This is a genomic window from Psychrobacter sp. Ps3 (assembly GCF_022129275.1).
GTDB classification, from domain to species: Bacteria; Pseudomonadota; Gammaproteobacteria; order Pseudomonadales; family Moraxellaceae; genus Psychrobacter; species Psychrobacter submarinus.
This window is the reverse complement of the sequence record NZ_JADQAL010000002.1, coordinates 1-19,419: the sequence shown is the minus strand read 5'-3', so window position 1 is coordinate 19,419 and position 19,419 is coordinate 1. Positions and strand designations below refer to the sequence as shown.

Annotated in this window: 11 protein-coding genes; 4 read left to right on the top strand and 7 right to left on the bottom strand. The window is 45.0% G+C overall.

Annotated features, from left to right (window positions below):
- Positions 1 to 128: 128 nt before the first annotated feature.
- The gene (locus I3248_RS00760) at positions 129 to 737 is read right to left on the bottom strand and encodes a rhomboid family intramembrane serine protease (RefSeq protein WP_238062191.1); all 609 of its coding nucleotides are present in this window, start codon (positions 735 to 737) and stop codon (positions 129 to 131) included.
- 492 nt (positions 738 to 1,229) lie between these two features.
- Here I3248_RS00760 and I3248_RS00755 point away from each other — a divergent pair, with 492 nt between their 5' ends.
- On the top strand, positions 1,230 to 2,894 hold the full coding sequence (locus I3248_RS00755; protein ID WP_238062190.1) for a hypothetical protein: 1,665 nt from the start codon (positions 1,230 to 1,232) through the stop codon (positions 2,892 to 2,894).
- Positions 2,895 to 3,255: 361 nt separating this feature from the next.
- Entirely contained in the window at positions 3,256 to 4,986 is a 1,731-nt protein-coding gene (locus I3248_RS00750; protein ID WP_238062189.1) for an OmpA family protein, read from the top strand.
- 102 nt (positions 4,987 to 5,088) lie between these two features.
- Here the strand turns inward: I3248_RS00750 and nagZ are convergent, their stop codons facing one another.
- Complete coding sequence (gene nagZ / locus I3248_RS00745; RefSeq protein WP_238062188.1) at positions 5,089 to 6,210, bottom strand: beta-N-acetylhexosaminidase; 1,122 nt, start codon at positions 6,208 to 6,210, stop codon at positions 5,089 to 5,091.
- Positions 6,211 to 6,765: 555 nt separating this feature from the next.
- Between nagZ and I3248_RS00740 the strand changes: the two genes are divergently transcribed.
- On the top strand, positions 6,766 to 8,988 hold the full coding sequence (locus I3248_RS00740; RefSeq protein ID WP_238062187.1) for a carboxy terminal-processing peptidase: 2,223 nt from the start codon (positions 6,766 to 6,768) through the stop codon (positions 8,986 to 8,988).
- Between the two features lie 428 nt (positions 8,989 to 9,416).
- Here I3248_RS00740 and I3248_RS00735 read toward each other — a convergent pair whose 3' ends face one another.
- Positions 9,417 to 9,902 carry a peptidylprolyl isomerase gene (locus I3248_RS00735; RefSeq protein ID WP_025646448.1) on the bottom strand — a complete coding sequence of 162 codons (486 nt, stop codon included), beginning with the start codon at positions 9,900 to 9,902 and terminating at the stop codon, positions 9,417 to 9,419.
- A 373-nt stretch (positions 9,903 to 10,275) separates the two neighbouring features.
- Between I3248_RS00735 and I3248_RS00730 the strand changes: the two genes are divergently transcribed.
- On the top strand, positions 10,276 to 12,231 hold the full coding sequence (locus I3248_RS00730; protein WP_238062186.1) for a PDZ domain-containing protein: 1,956 nt from the start codon (positions 10,276 to 10,278) through the stop codon (positions 12,229 to 12,231).
- Between the two features lie 172 nt (positions 12,232 to 12,403).
- On the opposite strand, the gene I3248_RS00725 is transcribed toward I3248_RS00730, so the two are convergent.
- The 4 genes from I3248_RS00725 to I3248_RS00710 form a co-directional block, all read right to left on the bottom strand.
- Entirely contained in the window at positions 12,404 to 13,270 is an 867-nt protein-coding gene (locus I3248_RS00725; protein WP_238062185.1) for a DUF305 domain-containing protein, read from the bottom strand.
- A gap of 194 nt (positions 13,271 to 13,464) precedes the next feature.
- A complete protein-coding gene (locus tag I3248_RS00720) occupies positions 13,465 to 14,091 on the bottom strand; it encodes a pseudouridine synthase (protein WP_238062184.1) in 627 nt (208 codons plus the stop codon).
- 153 nt (positions 14,092 to 14,244) lie between these two features.
- The gene (locus tag I3248_RS00715) at positions 14,245 to 16,464 is read right to left on the bottom strand and encodes an NADP-dependent isocitrate dehydrogenase (protein ID WP_238062183.1); all 2,220 of its coding nucleotides are present in this window, start codon (positions 16,462 to 16,464) and stop codon (positions 14,245 to 14,247) included.
- Between the two features lie 481 nt (positions 16,465 to 16,945).
- The gene (locus I3248_RS00710) at positions 16,946 to 19,165 is read right to left on the bottom strand and encodes an NADP-dependent isocitrate dehydrogenase (protein ID WP_238062182.1); all 2,220 of its coding nucleotides are present in this window, start codon (positions 19,163 to 19,165) and stop codon (positions 16,946 to 16,948) included.
- Positions 19,166 to 19,419: the final 254 nt, after the last annotated feature.

Below are 19,419 nucleotides of genomic sequence, written 5' to 3'. Positions count from 1 at the left end.
TTGTCTGGAACAATTTTAGCGATCAGCAGTGCCTATTTGTGAATGTTCAACACGCCCTAACTTATCTAATCTGTATAAGACTCAACTAAAAACGTCTACTACTATAAAGTGTGTAAAAGTGATCCACTCTAAAACCCAGGCGAGAGAAGAGCGTTTATAAAGTGAGGTAGTATCCGCGGCTCTAAGATAATAGTCGCAACCACCCCAAAAGCGCCGCCCCACATGTGTGCCATGTGATTAATATTAGAGCCGCCGCGCTTGTTGGCATAAATGCTATACGCCACATAAGCCACAGCAAACAAAATAGCAGGGATAGGGACGATGGCAAACAAATAAATCATATCCCATGGCGCTAATAAAATATAGGCAAACAGCACCGCTGACACCCCGCCCGAAGCTCCTAAGCTCAAATAACTGGCACTATTTTTATTCTTCAGGTAGCTTGGTACCATCGCCACTATGATAGCCAAGATATAAAAAGCGATAAACCCAAAGCCGCCTAAAAAAGGTTGATATAAGCCCTCAATGGCACGCCCAAAAAAGTACAAGGTAAACATGTTAAACAGCAAATGCATGCTATCTGCATGAATGAAACCATGAGTGACAAAACGGTCCCATTGACCATCAGTGATCGCTGGCGGATAAAAAATAAGCCGATTAAATAGGGCTTTATTTTGCCAAGCTAACAAGCTGACAATGACCGTAACGATGATAATAAGAGTGGTATGATTTAGCAAAAGACAATCCTTAGGCAACGCCTGATGGATAAAAATATAAATAAGTGGCAAATAGATGACACTAAAATCAATACCAAAATGGCTCAGCAAAAAACGAATAGAGGCCAAAAATTATGCTTTAATAATGATTGAATAGTAATGACAGGCATCTGCTTGTTCAGGCTGGGCAGCATAAGTTATATCACAAAGTATATAGTCGTCACCATATAAAAAACTCTTCATTGACTATAAAAGCGCAGTAACGTTTTCTTAAAGTTTTTAATTTTTTATGTTCGTACTAGCTATCGCTTATATATACCTCATCTTAAGGTCTTTGACGATAAATCACAATTACCTGTCAGATGAATTTACATAGCTATACAAATTATGTTTTATAAGCGCGGCACATAATAATAGTATTGTGATGACCTAGTAATGTTACCTAGTAACGATACCTAGTGGTTCCTAAATTAAACTTCTATCACTCTTTTTTAACCTTAGTAAAGATGACTTATGACTATTATCGAACAGCTTGAGCAAAGTGTCAGTTTGCCCTTATTAGGAGCAGAGCAAAACATTGCTCATATCAGCTTATTAGAGCAGTTTTATGCACTACTGATTGCGCGTCTGGCTCAACCGCAGGTTTATACCCAGCTGCTACAAGCGACTGAGCTGCCAACTCCAGTAGCCTTGACAACCACTGAGTTATCGACAGCCGATACAGCAGCGAGCTCTTTATTCCATGAGCTATGGCAAGACCCAGACCAGCGCAAGCTTATTATCGACCAATTAGCTGCGACCCATCATCTTGATGAGAGTGCCACGATAGCACTGATCACAAGTGCGAGCGTTTTGTCTTACCATGAGCTCAAAATATTAGCTGATGGTCAGTATTTACCGGCGTTTCTGCAGCAGCGGCAGGTAGAGATTCGTCATTATTTGCCAGTTTGGGCAGAGTCAGTATTGCTAGAGGAGAGGGCAGATAGTGACTCTGATTCGATTTTGGATTCTAATTTAGGTTGGAGCTCGGACTCTAACAGCGTTAGTAGTGAGTCAAACTCTGATAAAGTCGCTACTACAACGATAGAATCTAGCAAGCCTGCATCTACAATAGCTGCAACGGCTACAGGAGACCCTAGTGAGGCAAGCAGCGTACCACCGTCTATAGCGATCGATAACAGCGCTCATAGTCATAACATCAGTCAATTTACGCAGACTCATAAGCGTAATAACAGACGTGATTTATTATGGCGTTTGCTGTTATTAGTCGCTGCGATAGCAGCTTTGGCACTCATGTGGGTGTTGGTAATTCAGCCAAATTATATCAGCTCAGCCAGTACAGATGAGTCAATAAGCGTAGAGCCGGAGGCGGCAGTTACTGATACAGTTAATGAGACAGTCACTGAAACCGTCGCTGCGCCATTGACGCCAGCCGAGCTACTGATTGCTGTTGATAATAGTGGTCAGCTGTATACTTGTAAGGGTGTCGCTGGCAGTGCGGCGCTACAAGAAGCGCTGAGTCAAGCGCTAGTGAGAAGCTTTGGCGAGCAAGCGAGTATTTGTGAATTACAGCGACAACCAAGTGTTGCAGATAGCCTGACTGCCGTTGATATAGAGCTGCTACCGAGTCTTTTTACCTTGCTGAAGTCGGCGCCATTTGCGCGATTACAGCTACAAAACGACATCATCACCATAGAGTCGCCTGATAATCGCTTATCACAGCGTCTGCTCACCGATATGCGCGCTTTAGCACCGAAGGCTAACATCACGACTAATGCCGACTTTAACGCGGTAGAGAACCCAGTAACAGCAGGCGAGGAAGGGACATTATTCGCGAACAATGCTGAGTGGCAAAACGAAGCGCAGGACAATGATAGCTACAATACTCCATCTGTAGTCAATGACAGTAATAGCTCAAATAATGATAATACTAACCTTATCCCTGATGACGCGAACAATATCAATAGCACTGTCAGCAGCAACAAGAACGCAAGCAATAGTACTTATACGGGTATTAATTCTAATCAAAATAATAACTTACCACCCAGACCTGTAGTCAATACTCAAGCGATAGGTGGCATGTCTGCAGCAGAAGTGGACGACCTGGCTAACAGCATTATCGTCGCTGAGCGCTTAGATAATGAGTCTCGAGTTGAGACAGATATTGGTTCTAACTGATATTGAGGCTTATTTTAATCGTTACAATGTAAAATAATCCAGCTAAATAGTCACCAAAGTTACGCGTCATACTTGAAACATTACTTAATGTATCATTTGTACAACAGCGCATTTATTGTGATATTTAGGCGCCTACTCCTATACTGTCTTTAGTAAAACTCAATAGCCATATCGTCATGTTCTATATCGTTAATCGAACTACTAAGATTAAGAATGTCTAAGATTAAAACATCAACGATGTGCGAAACAGTAATACGATAAATTTTAAGGACAGTTGGCTTAATAGAGATTAGTTCATTAAAGATAAGTCAAATCATATAATTTTTATAAATGAGATCATAATAATTGGAGAGAGCTTCTTATGGATATTATCAGTCATTTAACCCGCACGGTCACTCCTGCAGTACTTGGGGATGACAACAACCCTGCGAAGAGAAACTTATTAGAGCAGTTTTACGCCATCTTTGCCGCGCGTCTAGCGGATAAAGACACTTATGGGCGTTTTGCTAATGAAAACATCGCTCAAGACGATCAAGGCTTTTACGATAGAGTATGGACGGATGGTAGTCACCGTGACCAAATCTCTCGTGAGCTTGCAAGTCAGCATAACGTTGACGCAACAGCGTCTCGTGGCCTAGTCGCTATGGCGGCACCGCTCGCCTTTCATGAAATCAAAAGCTTAGCTGGTAATACGCCTGTACCACAGTTTTTGAATGATAATTTGTCAAATTATCAGCATCATATTCCAGCGTGGGCGGCAGGTGTCGTTCCGGCAGGTATGGTCGCTAGTGCGCCGGCCGGTGAGCGTATCTCTAATACCACAAGTACTGCGCCATTGGTTCGTGAAGAAGAAAAGAGCGGTAGCTTTATGAAAGCGCTACTGCCTATCATAGGTTTGATTATTCTAGGTGCTCTAGCTTGGGCGCTACTCAGAGGGTGTCAAGAAGACCCAGCTCCAGTAGCGACGCCAGTGGCGACTGAAGAGGTGGCAACTGATGAGCAAACCGTTGTAGCCGCTGATATTGAGCCAGCTTCACTAACGTTATCTACTGGTGAAGCAAACACTTTATATGCTTGCCGCATGAATGTAGGTGACGAAGCGCTACAGACGAATGTTATGAATGCGCTATCTAATACCTTTGGCGCTGAGGCTGACAAGTGCCGCGCTGATGTTGATGATAGCTTTGCCGCTGATATGCCAGCCGCTGCGCAATTGTCTTCGATATTGCCTATTTTCCAAAGCGTACCAGATGCCAATATGGTCATCAAAGGTGACGAGATTATCGTGAACGCCGCAGATGAAGGGGTACTTGATCAATTAGTGAATGATTTGCAAGCTGCTGCGCCTGGTATGACAGTGAGCGCCGAAGGTCCGCTAGATCTGCAAGGCGAGATTGATGATAGCTTAGTCGCTACTGATACTGCGATGAATAATCTAGGTGAAAACCCAGATCCAAGAGATGTCGCTCGCGCTTTAAGCCTGCAAGTTATTAACTTTGAGCTTGATAAAGCGATCATCCCTGATGCCAATAAGCCGTATCTTGACCGCGCTGCTCAATTGATTACAAACACCCCAGATGTGGAGCTGATGATCATTGGACATACAGATAAACTCGCTTCTAACGCTTACAATATGGAGCTATCGCAAGAGCGCGCCAATGCTGTAAAAGAGTACTTAGTTTCTAAAGGCGTCGATGCAAGTAAGCTTTCAACCAAAGGTATGGGTGAGACGGATCCGGTAGCAACTAATGCTACTGAACAAGGTCGTTTCCGTAACCGTCGTATCGAATTTACGGTATATGACGAAAGCATGGCAACAGAGGATAATAATGGTATCTCTTTGACCGCCGGTAATGAAGGTGATATCGACATGAATAATGATATAGATGCCGATATGAATATGCCAGATCCAGATCTAAACCCACTTGATAATAACAATGATGATGTATTACCAGATGGTGATGATCGTATGTTAGATGCTGATGGTACACTGGCGGATCCAGATCTAAATCCATTAGATAATAATAATGATGATATCTTACCTGATAGTGATGATCCAAGTCAGGGAACTGATTTAGATCCAACGAATTAATAGATACGTCTTATTTTGATAATAATAAAAGAACCGCCCCTTTAATTAGGAGCGGTTTTTTTTATTTAGAACGGACGGTCTATTAGGCACTCAGCCACAAGGTTATTTATAATCAGTAGGATCTTTTAGATCGCTTAGGTCATCGGAGTGGTCTAAAGTATGGCTATTTTGCACCTGATTACCATCTGAGTTTGCTGTCTGCATATTAAAAAAGGTCTGTATAACACGGTGCCGCGCTTGTTGCCAATGCTCAAACTGCTGACAAGTAGAAGTGAGGTCGCCGCGCCATTCCGGAATTTGACCGCGCATTGTTTTAATGCGCTGCTGGTCAGGGTAGGGCAAGTCTTGTGCCGCTTCTGCCGCTTCGTGCGCGGCTACTCGGTCATTACAGACCAAGGCAATATCGCAGCCAGCATGGATCGCGGCGTGTACTCGGTCGCTGACATCACCTGCAGCCTGCGCGCCTGCCATCGATAAGTCATCGGAGAATAACACGCCATCGAACTGCAGCTGATCGCGAATGATGTCTTTTAACCAAACCTTAGAAAACCCTGCAGGTTTATTATCCACCTGCGAGAAGATCACATGTGCTGGCATCAACGCATCGAGCCAAGGTAGCGTCTGGGCAAAAGGCTGCATATCATGACCCATAATCTCATCAAGCGCGCGCGTATCGATAGCTTCAGCAACGTGTGAGTCTGGGGCAACGCCGCCGTGACCTGGGAAGTGCTTACCAGTCGTTGCCATACCGGCTGCGCGCATTCCGCGCATAAACTGAGTCGCTAAAGCCGTGATCACTTGTGGGTCTCTATGAAAGCTGCGATCTCCAATAACCTCACTCACGCTATTGGTATCTAACACCGGGGCAAAGCTCAAATCGATACCGACGGCTAGCACTTCAGCAGCCATCAAGTAGCCACAATCATAGGCGCAGCTGAGCGCCTCACTAGGGTTTTGATCAAATAATTCGCCCAGCCTTCCCATTGCGGGCAGCGGTGTAAAGCCATCACGCAGCCGTGCGACTCGGCCACCTTCTTGATCAACACCGATTAAGATATCAGGATTATAATAGCGAATATCATCACATAGCTGCCGTACTTGCGCCGCATCGACGACGTTACGAGCAAACAAAATAATCCCGCCTACCTGAGCTTGTTCAATCAAGCTGACATCATCAGCCGTTAAGGTACTACCGCCAACATCCGTCATTATTACGCCATACATGGTTTGCTCTCCAAATTTGCTCTACAAAATAGTGTTCATCGCTATATCGATCATCCTCAATTACTCTAAGCTCAGTCCTTTCAAGCTTATGCTGAATGTAATGACTACGCTTTTAGGTTGAAGTGATATAGGCTACTTGATATATGAAGCTCTATAGATAAGTGTAAAAGTTAACTGTGAGACCATTATGCCAGTAATTACTCTGCAGTTATAATTTAACCACTCAGTTATTGTCACTACAATGCTTATGAATGAGCGCATAAATATAACAGAAAGTTTGCTCATACAGATTGAGACAGCGCAGGTCAATAAATCGTGATAATATTGATTGATTTTTAATAATAAACTGATGGTGGTGGTCGCTGGGCTGTCAGCTGCTAGTCATTGCAATAGGCGACTCGCTAGCATTGCTGTTCATAGATGGCTATCGAAAAAGTGCTATGCAAAATAGCCATAAAACACCATTATCATAAAGCATCGATACAAAATGGACAGCTCTTTATACTTTCACTATACAGCTCTTCAGATACTCTCTAAGACAACTAGGTAGATATAATGAAAAAACAACCCGCACAATGGTTATTAAGTATTGCTTCAATTGGCGTGGTCGGCGCTATCATGACGCAAAGCTACGGCACCGCAGTGGCAAACACGGATACAGGAAGCTTTGTACAAACCCCTGAGCAAAAAATTACCACTAGGCAAGTAGCCGCCTTATTAGATCGTAGTCACTATCTGAATCAGCCGCTCGATACTCAGATGGGTAGCGATATCTTAGATATGTATATCGACAGCTTAGACCCAAACCATACGCTATTTTTGCAAGCGGATGTGGATGAGTTTAAGAAAAAATATGCCGATGACTTCGGTAACAGGCTCAAGCGCGGAGATCTATCTGCTGGTGTCGATGTCTTTGAGCGCTACCGCAAACGCTCCAATGAGTATTTTGAGATGGCAAAAAAAATGCTCAAAACAGATATCGATTTGACCAGTGATGAGACGATTATTCTCGACCGTGAAGAGCTGCCTCATTTCACAAGTAAAAAAGCGCAGCGCGATTACTGGGCGCGTCAGCTAAAATTTCAGCTGATGAGTATTACTTTGGGTCAAGAGAGCGAAAAGGCCAAAGAAAAAGTCTTTTTGGATGATCCTGATATCACTTTGGGTCAAGATCTGGTTCGTAATGATCAGCGCACGCCAAATGAGATCTTACTCAATCGTTTATCCAGACAGCAAGGGCAGATGGAGCGTCTCAAAGATGATGAGATTATGGAGACGATCTTAAATACCGCGATGCTCACTTATGATCCGCATAGCAACTACTATGCGCCAATTCAAGCCAATGAGATGCAAATTCAATCGAGCCTGCAACTAGAAGGTATCGGTGTCTCTATTCGCCCTGATCGCAAAAACCCAAACTATACTCGTATTGTCACACTAGTCGATGGCGGTCCTGCTGCCAAGACAGGACAAATCAAGCCAAACGACTTGATTATCGCTATCGCTAAAGACGGCAAGACCATGACTGATGTGGTCGGTTGGTCCACTCGTGAGATTGTTAGCCTCATTCGCGGCAAGCGCGGTACACCAGTTACCATAAAGCTGCGTCAGCCAAACGCCCCTGATGCCAGCGCTCGCACGGTTACGGTAGTACGCGATATCATCGAACAAGAAGAGTCGGGCGTGAACCATCGCATCGTTGAGGTACCGCACGCAAGTGACGCAGAGGATGGCGATAGCACCTTAAAACGTATTGGTGTGCTAGAGATACCGAGCTTTTATTTAAACTATAGAGCGCGCCGCAATGGCGAGGACTACCGCAGCGTCAGCTTAGATACTGAAAATGCTATCAAGGAGCTTAATAAGCAAAACATCGACGGCTTAGTGATTGACTTACGTAATGATCCAGGCGGCTCTTTAGACGAAGTAGCTAAAATGCTTGGCTTATTTATCAAGAGTGGTCCTTTAGTCCAGATCAGGGATAACCGTGGTAATATTCAAGTCTATCGCGACGATGATGGTGGCAAGCAGCTCTATGATGGCAAGCTAGTCGTGATTACCAACTTAGCTTCCGCCTCAGCTAGTGAAATCTTTGCCGCAGCGATTCAAGATTACGGTCGCGGTTTGGTCGTGGGTAGCACAACGACTGGTAAGGGCTCAGCGCAGATTCAATTAGACAGTCTAGCGTTGGGGTCAGCAACTTTGACTCAGCGTAAGTTTTATCGCATTACCGGCGGTAGTACGCAGAATAAAGGCGTAGTACCAGATGTAGAGCTTGTTAATATCTACGATGATGCCACCTTTGGTGAGCGCGCGCAAAAGAATGCGCTGCCATGGGATACTATCAAGACTGCTGCTTATAAACCTGAAGGCAAGTTTAGCACTGATATGCTCAAGACCTTAAATCAGCAGTCTAAAATTCGTCAAGAACAAAATCCGCAGTTTGTCTACTTATCTACGCTCAATGACATTCGAGATATGGATGACGAGAAAAAACCTATCGCCTTAGATATCAATAAGCGCCGCGCCAAAATGAAGCTGATCGAGCAGCGCTCTTTAGAGGCTGAGAATAGAAGACGAATCGCTACAGGCTCTAGCCCTTATGCCAACTGGAACACCTATCAAGCTGCGATGGATGCTAAGTTTGAAGAGCGTAGTAAAATGAAGGAGAGCGAGCGTCCAGAGCTGCCAGAAGACGAAGTGTATATCTTTGAAGCAGCGCGTCTCATGCTAGACGCTGAGCCTACTATGATTGCGAGTCCTGCGGAGGAATTATAAGCTCATCTATAGTCTGTAAGCATATGCTTACATACGTTGACGCTTAGACGTCTTACTTATCATCGTCTAATTTGCGATTATAGTGTCACTGCACAGTTTATTGATACTGTTTATTTACACTAGGGATTGGTGTTATAAGATAGATGGTTTATGAATTGCGTCAGGGATGGACTGCTGATCAAGGAAGATAGGGCTTTAAGCCTAAGTAGCGACATATCTCGGGATTAGATATGACGCTCGCTATATTAACAAGGATGTTAAGTAATAAAGACCGCATAGTGCTTGTCACTATGCGGTCTTTTTACGTTTAAATAAAAAAACCTTGAATAAGCTCTACAACGAAAAAGAGCCAGTAGCTATTAGCTACTGGCTCTTACGCTTTATGACTGAGTGATAAAACAACTCAGCGATAAAAATCTGATAGCAGATTAGTGCTCAACGCCGCCTGCACCGTGGACATGGCCGTGGTTTAGCTCGTCTTCGGTCGCTGCGCGTACTTCTTGAATCTCAACATCAAAAGTCAAACGCTTACCCGCTAGAGGGTGGTTAGCATCAACAGTCACTTCTTGATCGTTGACATCAGTTACTGTCACTAGCATGACTTGGCCGCCAGCTTCTGACTGAAACTGCATACCAGGCTGGATATCATCAACGCCTTGGAAGTTATCACGAGGTACCTTTTGTACTGCTTGCTCTTGGTATTCGCCGTAGCCATCAGCAGGCTCAACCACTGCATTGACTTTTTCGCCAGCAGATTTGCCTTCTAGTTGCTGCTCAAGGCCTGGAATGATGTTGCTATGACCATGAAGATAAGCAAGAGGCTGACCTTCTGGCGACTGATCAAGGATGTTACCTTCATCGTCTTTTAGCGTATAGTTGAATTTGACGGCAGTATCTTTTGCGATAGTAGTCATAAATTATCCTAAATTGAATATCGTTATAAAATTAAATTTGGAGGTAATAAACCTAAAAAGGTCGATCAGCTAAAGAGCCATATCAATAATCAATTATCATCAGTTTATTAAGGTAACTGTTAAATAGAAACTGTTAATTTCACTATTAATTAGAGTAACTGTAGCAGTTAGCCTCTTTAATTGAGATGGTTTTGATAACTTTCAAGGTATAAAACACAAAAAAAGCGGATTTATCGTATATTCATGGGATTTATAGTCTGTACTACTCTCAATTTATACTATTGCTAGCGCCAGCATACGCTTTAGCCGTTGCGTTTTTGTGCAAGGACTTCTACCATAATGATAAATACTATCAAGATAATAAGCAGAGATAATGACCGTGACTACTTTTAATCCCTTCAAAAGCTTGGACAATAACAACACGACTGCAAGTGATCATACCGCTACCATTAGCTACAGTCTAGATTTTTCCCGTTTTAATGAGCACTTAGTCGATGTGACTCTTAACTTTACAGCGACTACGGATTGCCCTGAGCTGTGGCTGCCAGCATGGATTCCGGGTAGTTATTTGATGCGCGAGTTTGCGCGTAATATTACTGCGGTCCATTATGAGATAGTAGCAGCTGAACCAGCTAGCGCTTACCGCGCGCAAAAAACAGATAAGCACAGCTGGCAGCTACCGAAGGCAATGACAGGGCAGGCGATAAAAGTACAATATGAAGTCTACTGCTATGACTTGTCCGTACGTACCGCTTATGTCGATCAGCAGCGCCTCTATGGTAATTTTACCTCGCTATCGCTAGCTGTGACAGGGCAAGAGCACTATCCTGTACAAGTGAATCTATTAGTACCCGCTACTTTTTTAGCAGATAAAAGTGAGGATGATGTCAAATTAGCTTGTGGCCTCAAAGCGAGCCATTTGCAGCTAGATCATCATCATGGCTACGGTCTGCAGGCAGATGACTATTATCAGCTGATTGATCATCCGTTTGAGATTGCGCTGCAGCAGTCCTTTGATTTTATTATTCAAGACAATGAGCATCAAACCTTGCCGCATAGCTTTTATCTCTCAGGCAGACATAATGCCAATATGGGGCGTTTGCAACATGATGTCACCCAGATTTGTCAGACTTATCTGGACTGGTTAGGGGACGCGCCCTTTAGTGATTATACCTTTATGACATATGCTAGCGGTCAAGATTATGGCGGCCTTGAGCATATTAATTCCACGAGCTTAATTACGCCGCGTAACGATCTGCCAAGTGGTGATGAGCCAGTATTGCCAAGCCCTGATTATCAGCGCTTTTTGGGACTATGTAGCCACGAGTATTTTCATGCGTGGTGGGTGAAGACCGTGCGCCCTGATGTGATGATGGAGGTGGATTTACGCCGTGAAGCTTTCACCCCCCTGCTTTGGGTGTTTGAGGGTTTTACCTCTTATATTGACGATTTTATGCTACAAGCTTCAGGCGTCATCGATAAGCCCAGTTATTTAAAACTATTGGCGGAGCAGATCAACCGCTACTATCAAACCGACGGCCGCGCCAATCAAAGCGTCGCCGAATCGAGCTTCGATGCTTGGATTAAGCTCTATCGTAGCGATGAAAATACCGGTAATGCAGGTATCAGCTACTATAATAAAGGCGCTTTAGTGGCGCTGTGTTTGGATCTAACGCTGCTACAAAGCACCAATGGCCGTTATCGCTTATTCGATGTGGTTAAAGCCTTTTATGCGCGGGCTAAGCAAAACGACAAGCAGCGTATCGGTATCAGTAGCGCCGATATGGGAGCAGTGATTAGCGAGTTTATGCCAAAGGCGCAGTGGCAGGATTTTGAGCAGCGCTATATCAATGGAGTGGAAGAGCTGCCTATTGAGTCGCTGCTGCGTGCTAATGGTATCGGCTGGCATGAAAACGAGGTAGAAACGGCGGATAAAAACATCCCTTGGGGTATGCGCTGTAGCGAGACGGCTACGGGGCTAAAAGTGAATCGCGTGCAGCGCGGTAGCATAGCGGCAACGGCTGGTATCTCAGCCAATGATATCATCGTCGCTATTGACGGTATTAAGGCTACCCGTAAGCAATTAGCAGTATTTAGTCCTCTTAACCAACCGGTAAGCTGTCATTTGTTCCGCCGTGACGAGCTTATGACAATGACGGTACTGCCAAAACAAAGCGCCGATACTGCCACTACTGCTACTTCGAGTCAACAAACACAAGGTCAACAAGTGTTTCCGCATAAGATAAGTTTAACGCTAGTCAGTGCCGATAGTGCTGAACAAGAAGTTGACAAGACAGCTTCGGCTTGGCTGGATGTTTTATCGGACTAATCGTTTTTAAGCCTTAATAATGAATAAGACTTTTACCATGAGTAAAAGTCTTATCGTCGATCTGGAGGTTTTTAGCGTTACGGTTTTAGTGTCGCTACGCTAGTAACTCATAGCATTATACATGAGTAGCTAACCGCTGCCTGCTTACCAGTGCTCTTGTTATCTTTACTTGTTATGCTGGCTCGTCGCGTTTAATAGTATCGCCATCTTCTTCTAGCTCTATACTCTCTTCTGCTTCTGCTTCTGCTTCTGCTTCTGCTTCTGCTTCTGCTTCTGCTTCTGGAGATGGTGCTGGAGCATTGTTGGCAAGCCAGTCTTCTAATACTTGTATAATACGCGGCTGATCTCTAGTGATCTGTACCGCCAGTCGGCGCATCTCTACATCAGTACCATATCTCAGCTCTACTTTGGCGAGCTGCAATACGGCTCGCTGATGAGCCAGCATCCCGCGGGCAAAAGCTAAATCGGCGACAACAGACTCGGTACCCATTCTGATGTTGTAGTTCATAGAAGCCACGATATCTGCATAGTCGAGCTGCATAGCTTCAGTATTAGGCTTAGGATTAGGAATATCAGGATGGCTGGCTAGCCACTTATTACTGATGTCGATCCTTTGCTGCTGAGAGTCGATAATCTCTTGAGCCAGTAGCAAAAGCGCGTTGTCTGTTCCATATTTGAGCTGTAGCTGCGCCATATTGACAGCGCCGCGATGCAAAGCGAGTATGCTTTTGGCAAACGCGGTATCTGGATCGTTATAAACCATACCAATGTTGACCTCATTATTCATTCTAGTCAGCGCTTTGGTATAGTCCTCCATCATCGGCGCACTATCGATTACACTCTCATCTGTTTCATCCGCGACTACTGCTTCATCCGTCTCTGCTTGCGCTGCTGTGTCTTGCGTGACGACAGAGGTGTCAGGAGTATCTGTGGTCTCTGTTGGCATATCGCTAGGGTCAGAGGCCGGCTGACAAGCGCTTAGGGCAAGCCCTACCACAACGCTAATGAGAGAAGCGGTAAAACGCGATGACAGTATCATAGTAGTCCTTAACATAAGCCGGCGGGAACAAACGTAACCACAAAAATGGTAGTTAAATACTAGCAGATTTAGCAGATAAATCTAGAGCGTTTGAGAGGGCTATTTAATATTATTAAAGCGCTTATCGTAGCTTGAGCGATAATGGCTAGTAGCTTAGGTGACAATGGCAATGTACTCAACCAGATCACGGTCTGCTAGTCAGTAATCCCTAAATGCTGACAGCGCTCAGCATTGAGATGAATCCGTACAAACTCTCCGCTCGCAAGCGTCCCTAAGTCAAAACCGGCAACCGACCAGCGGATCAGGCGTAAGCAAGGTAAGCCCACGTGCGCGGTCATTCGCCTGACTTGTCGATTTTTGCCTTCATAAATTGTCAGCATCAGCCAAGAAGTCGGCACTTTTTTACGCTCGCGTATCGGCGGATCGCGTTGCCAAAGCTCAATAGGCAGCTCGTCTTCTGCGACTATTTTTGCTGTTGCAGGCAACGTCATGCCGTCTTTTAGCAAGACGCCGTTCGATAACTCATCAAGCTGCTCTTGGCTTGCAGCCCCTTCAACTTGCACCAGATAGGTTTTACCTTGCTTGTATTTATTCTGATGAAAAGTTTTTTGACTAGGCGGCTGGGTAATGGCTTTATTAACACGGCCGTCACGAGTCAAAATAAGTAAGCCCTCTGAAGTGGCATCTAAGCGGCCGGCGACGCGTAATGACTTATCGGTGAAATACTGCGATAGATTGATATGTTTATTATTACTGTCATCACGAAACTGACTTTGAACGCCATAAGGTTTATTAAAGAGCACTAAGCTTGAGGTGGCCATGAGAAGAGCGTTCCTAATTAAAGATCAGAGATAGTCATACTATCAATCTTTGCCATAAAAAACACCTCAACAGTATTATACCATTGAGGTGCGGCTATCATTTGAGCGTTCTATATTGCTCAACTAGCGTTATAGCGACTTGTTAATCACTATTTATAATGAAGCGATAGCTTCGTTAAAGATTTTACTCGGACGCATGGCTGCTTCAGCTAGTTTTTCATCAGCTAAGTAATAGCCTTTGATATCTACAGGTTTGCCTTGCGCTTCATTCATCTCTTCAACAATCGCTTGCTCATTATTTTCAAGCTGCTCAGCTAGAGGTGCAAACTGAGCTTTGAGGTCGGCATCTTGATCTTGCGCTGCAAGCTCCTCAGCCCAGTACTTAGCTAAGTAGAAGTGGCTACCACGGTTATCAAGCTCACCAGTTTTGCGTGATGGCGATTTGTCGTTGATTAGTAGCTTCTCAGTGGCCCTATCTAGTGAGTCTGCAAGGACTTGAGCCTTAGCATTATCATCGCTCTTGGCTAAATGCTCCAAGGATTCGGTCAAGGCCAAGAACTCGCCTAAAGAGTCCCAGCGTAGATGGTTTTCTTCAACCAGCTGCTGCACGTGCTTAGGAGCAGAACCCCCTGCGCCGGTCTCAAACAAGCCGCCGCCTTTCATGAGTGGTACAACTGAGAGCATCTTAGCACTCGTTCCAAGCTCAAGAATAGGGAACAAGTCAGTTAGATAATCGCGTAGGATATTACCAGTGGCTGAGATGGTATCAAGGCCGCGAGCGACGCGCTCTAAGGTATAACGCATGGCGCGGACCTGCGACATAATCTCGATATGTAGACCATCGGTGTCATGGTCTTTTAGGTACATATTGACCTTTTTGATCAGCTCGTTTTCGTGCGGGCGGTATGGGTCTAACCAGAAGACAACCGGTGTATTTGACTCACGTGCGCGGCGCACGGCAAGCTTAACCCAGTCTTGGATTGGCTCATCTTTGGTCTGACACATACGCCAAATATCACCCTTCTCAACATACTGCTCCATGAGCACCTCATCAGTTTCTTCGTCAACAATACGAGCGGTACCTGAATCGGCGGCTTCAAAGGTTTTGTCGTGCGAGCCGTACTCTTCTGCTTTTTGCGCCATAAGACCGACGTTAGGAACGGTGCCCATCGTGGTCGGATCAAAGTTGCCATGCCATTTGCAGAAGTTGATCATTTCTTGGTAGATACGCGCAAAAGTAGATTCAGGCATCACGGCTTTACAATCATACATTTTGCCATCCGCGCCCCACATCTTACCGCCTGAGCGGATCATCGCTGGCATAGACGCGTCAACAATCACATCGCTAGGTGAGTGAAAGTTAGTGATACCTTTATTAGAGTCGACCATCGCCAGACGAGGACGATGCACTTGGCAGGCATGTAAATCACGCTCAATCTCTTCTTGTAGAGAGGTTGGCAGCTCTTTGATTTTTTCGTAAAGTGATGCCATACCGTTATTGACATTGATGCCTAACTCATCGAAAAGCGCGCCGTGTTTTTGAAAAGCGTCTTTATAATACGTTCTGACCGCATGACCGAAGACGATTGGATGTGAGACTTTCATCATTGTCGCTTTGACGTGTAACGAAAATAAGATACCAGCTTCGCGGCAGTCTTCCATTTCACGCTCATAAAACTCAAGCAAAGACTTTTTACTCATAAACATAAGGTCAATGACTTCTTTATCTTGCAAAGCGAGACCTTTTTTGAAGACATGAACCGTACCATCATCAGTAACACGCTCCATACGTACAGTGCGCGCTTTGTCTAAAGTCATCGATTGCTCACCGGCGTAGAAATCACCACCATGCATGTGTGAGACGTGCGTCTGTGACCACTGCTTCCATTCGCCCATCGAGTGCGGGTGTTTACGCGCGTAGTTTTTGACCGCTTTTGGCGCGCGGCGATCGGAGTTACCTTCACGCAGTACAGGGTTGACTGAGCTACCTAAAGCTTTGCCATAGCGGCGGCGAATCTCTTCTTCCTCCTCTGTCTCTGCCTCATCTGGAAAATCAGGTAACGCGTAGCCTTTACCTTGTAGCTCTTTGATAGCGCCTTTTAGCTGACCAACAGAAGCACTGATATTTGGTAGCTTAATGATATTAGCATTTGGATCTTGCGTGAGACGGCCTAGCTCCGCAAGATTATCAGGAACACGCTGCTCCTCTTCAAGATAGTCAGGAAACTCAGCTAAGATACGCGCAGCAACGGAGATGTCACTCGTCTCTACTTCGACGCCTGCGGTTTTGGTAAAGGCTTCAACGATAGGCAAAAATGATAGGGTGGCTAGCGCTGGGGCTTCATCGGTTTTTGTATATATAATTTTTGACATTGTAATCTCTTATTCCTTTTGGTTGTCATTAAGCGTTTGATTCTTATAAAAATAAAAGGTGTTTGCAAATTGAAATAAAGACAGCTGCAAACGGGTAGCGCGGTAAGTGGTTCATTTATCAAAGTGATACTAGTGATAATATGGGTAAGCTAACCATCGAAGGGAGTACTTAAATCTTGTAAATGATAGCCACGAGATAGTTAATAGTCGTCTACGGTAGTTGTTCGTCCCTTTTAAACGTTCCAAGATAAACGTTTGAAGTTTAAACAAAGTTTAAACATAGTCTCGTTTTGAATAGCTTAAGGCTAATTTTAACATTAGCCTGCAAAGAACAACAGCGACACGACTGTTTATTACCATAATGCGACTAAAATAAAACGTCTTAAGCCCATATCAGCAAATATTTGCGTAAATAGCTGAAAGTATGAGCATCAAGGACTAGGGCTAAGCTCATCGTTATAAGCTTAACCCTATTTTAGCCTTATTGTATCGAAGCGATAGTGTCGTTTAGCAGTTTGCTTGGGCGCATGACATTTTTAGCCTGTTCTTTGTCTAGTAGATAATAACCACCGATATCAACAGCGTGTCCTTGCACCTCATTGAGCTCTTTGACGATGGCGTCTTCATTCTCAGCAAGAGCTTTGGCAAGTGGCGTAAAGGTCTGTTTTAACTCGCTATTGTCATCTTGCGCGGCGAGCTCTTGCGCCCAGTACAGAGCCAAGTAAAAGTGGCTACCACGGTTGTCAAGCTCACCGACTTTGCGTGAGGGCGACTTATTATTCATCAGTAGCTTCTCTGTTGCGCCATCTAGGGTATCGGATAACACCTGCGCTTTATCATTGTCCTCATGAATCGCTAAGTGCTCTAATGATTCCGCCAACGCTAAAAACTCGCCTAATGAATCCCAGCGCAGATGGTTCTCTTCAACCAACTGCTGCACATGCTTAGGCGCTGAACCGCCAGCTCCGGTCTCAAACAGACCGCCGCCATTCATCAGCGGTACGATAGAGAGCATTTTTGCACTGGTGCCTAGCTCCAAAATTGGGAATAGATCGGTAAGATAATCGCGCAGCACGTTACCGGTGACTGAGATGGTATCTTTACCTGCTTTTAGGCGCTCTAAGGTAAAGCGCGTGGCTTCGCGTACCGGCATGATACGAATGTCTAAGCCCTCAATGTCATGGTCTTTTAGATAGCGCTCTACTTTTTTGATAAGGGCAGCATGATGCGGGCGTTTTTTATCTAACCAGAATATCGTAGGAACGTTGCTAGCACGGGCGCGCGTGACGGCGAGCTTCACCCAGTCCTGAATCGGTGCGTCTTTAACCTGATTCATCCGCCAGATATCGTCTGTTTCGACTTGATGCTCAGTGAGTACGTTGCCAGCAGCATCTAATACTTGCACATTACCTGCAGATGGAATCAAAAAGGTCTTGTCATGTGAGCCATATTCCTCCGCCTTTTGCGCCATTAACCCGACATTCGGCACGGAGCCCATCGTTGCTGGATCAAAAGCGCCGTGCTCTTTGCAGAACTTGATGGTCTCATCATAGACACAAGCGTAGCTACTATCAGGAATGACGGCTTTGGTATCGTGCAGCTCATGATCAGCGCCCCACATTTTGCCTGAATTGCGAATCATCGCCGCCATGGAGGCATCGACAATGACATCGCTAGGCACATGTAAGTTGGTGATACCTTTTTCTGAATTCACCATCGCCAGATCAGGGTTGCGCTTATAAATATTGGCAATATCCGCTTCGATAGCTTGACGCTTATCATCCGGTAGCTCTTGTATTTTGGTAAGCAGGTTACTAAAGCCATTATTGACATTGACGTCTAGCGCTTTGAACGTATCGCCATACTTTTTGAATAGATCTTTAAAGTAAACTCTTACTGCTTCACCGAAGATAATAGGGTCGGAGACTTTCATCATGGTGGCTTTTAGATGCAAAGAGAACAGTACCTCTTTGGCTTTTGCGTCCTTAACTTGCTCGTCCAAAAACGCCACTAAAGCGTCATGTCTTAACACTGCTGCATCAATCACCTCGCCTGCGAGTAGCGGCGCTGGCGCTTTTAGCTCAGTGACCTCTCCCTTGTTGCTTGTGAATTCAATGCGATAGTCTGTGGCTTGCTCGACCGTTACCGAGGTCTCGGTATCAGCAAAGTCGCCATGATCCATAGTAGCCACGTGCGACTTAGAGTCTGGGCTCCATGCGCCCATAGAGTGCGGATGACGTCGAGCATAGGCCTTGACGGCTTTTGGCGCGCGGCGATCGGAGTTACCTTCGCGCAAAATCGGGTTGACTGCACTGCCTTTTACCTTGTCATAACGAATACGCACGTCTTTTTCTTCGTCCGTTTCTGGATGATCGGGATAATCAGGCAAGGCATAACCTTTGTCTTGTAGCTCTTGGATCGCAGCCTTGAGCTGCGGGATAGAAGCGCTGATATTAGGCAGCTTGATGACGTTAGCGCCGGGCGTTTTGACCAGTTCACGCAGCTCTTGAAAGGCGCTAGGAATGCGCTGCTCTGCGGTCAAAAAGTCGGGAAACAAGGCGATGATGCGTCCGGCCAACGAGATGTCAGCAGTTTCTACGTCGATGCCTGCGGTACTAGCAAAAGCTTTGACAATAGGTAAAAAGGAGAGGGTGGCCAGTGCTGGGGCTTCATCCGTTTTTGTATAAATTAGTTTTGACATTATAGTAGTTATTCCTTTACGTGATTATTTATAATAAGTATTAAGTTTGGCTATGTTATCGCTGATAATAGTAGATCGCTTTGAGTTGCATTTAGTCTTAAGTTAACAGGGGCTACGTCTGTAAATATATGATTTTTGCATGACGATTTGGCGGAGGATTTTTCGATTATCATCCTTGATATCTATTCTTATACCTGCCTTGATATAGTCAATCAATATTAAAAGTGGTACAAGGCAGACGAGTGCAAGTACTA

What these genes read in the sequence shown, in the direction of transcription:
- I3248_RS00730 (WP_238062186.1), top strand. Translation starts at nt 10,276, where the DNA reads ATGACCGTGACTACTTTTAATCCCTTCAAAAGCTTGGACAATAACAAC.
- I3248_RS00710 (WP_238062182.1), bottom strand. Translation starts at nt 19,165, where the DNA reads ATGTCAAAACTAATTTATACAAAAACGGATGAAGCCCCAGCACTGGCC.
- I3248_RS00735 (WP_025646448.1), bottom strand. Translation starts at nt 9,902, where the DNA reads ATGACTACTATCGCAAAAGATACTGCCGTCAAATTCAACTATACGCTA.
- nagZ (WP_238062188.1), bottom strand. Translation starts at nt 6,210, where the DNA reads ATGTATGGCGTAATAATGACGGATGTTGGCGGTAGTACCTTAACGGCT.
- I3248_RS00720 (WP_238062184.1), bottom strand. Translation starts at nt 14,091, where the DNA reads ATGGCCACCTCAAGCTTAGTGCTCTTTAATAAACCTTATGGCGTTCAA.
- I3248_RS00715 (WP_238062183.1), bottom strand. Translation starts at nt 16,464, where the DNA reads ATGTCAAAAATTATATATACAAAAACCGATGAAGCCCCAGCGCTAGCC.
- I3248_RS00740 (WP_238062187.1), top strand. Translation starts at nt 6,766, where the DNA reads ATGAAAAAACAACCCGCACAATGGTTATTAAGTATTGCTTCAATTGGC.
- I3248_RS00755 (WP_238062190.1), top strand. Translation starts at nt 1,230, where the DNA reads ATGACTATTATCGAACAGCTTGAGCAAAGTGTCAGTTTGCCCTTATTA.
- I3248_RS00725 (WP_238062185.1), bottom strand. Translation starts at nt 13,270, where the DNA reads ATGATACTGTCATCGCGTTTTACCGCTTCTCTCATTAGCGTTGTGGTA.
- I3248_RS00750 (WP_238062189.1), top strand. Translation starts at nt 3,256, where the DNA reads ATGGATATTATCAGTCATTTAACCCGCACGGTCACTCCTGCAGTACTT.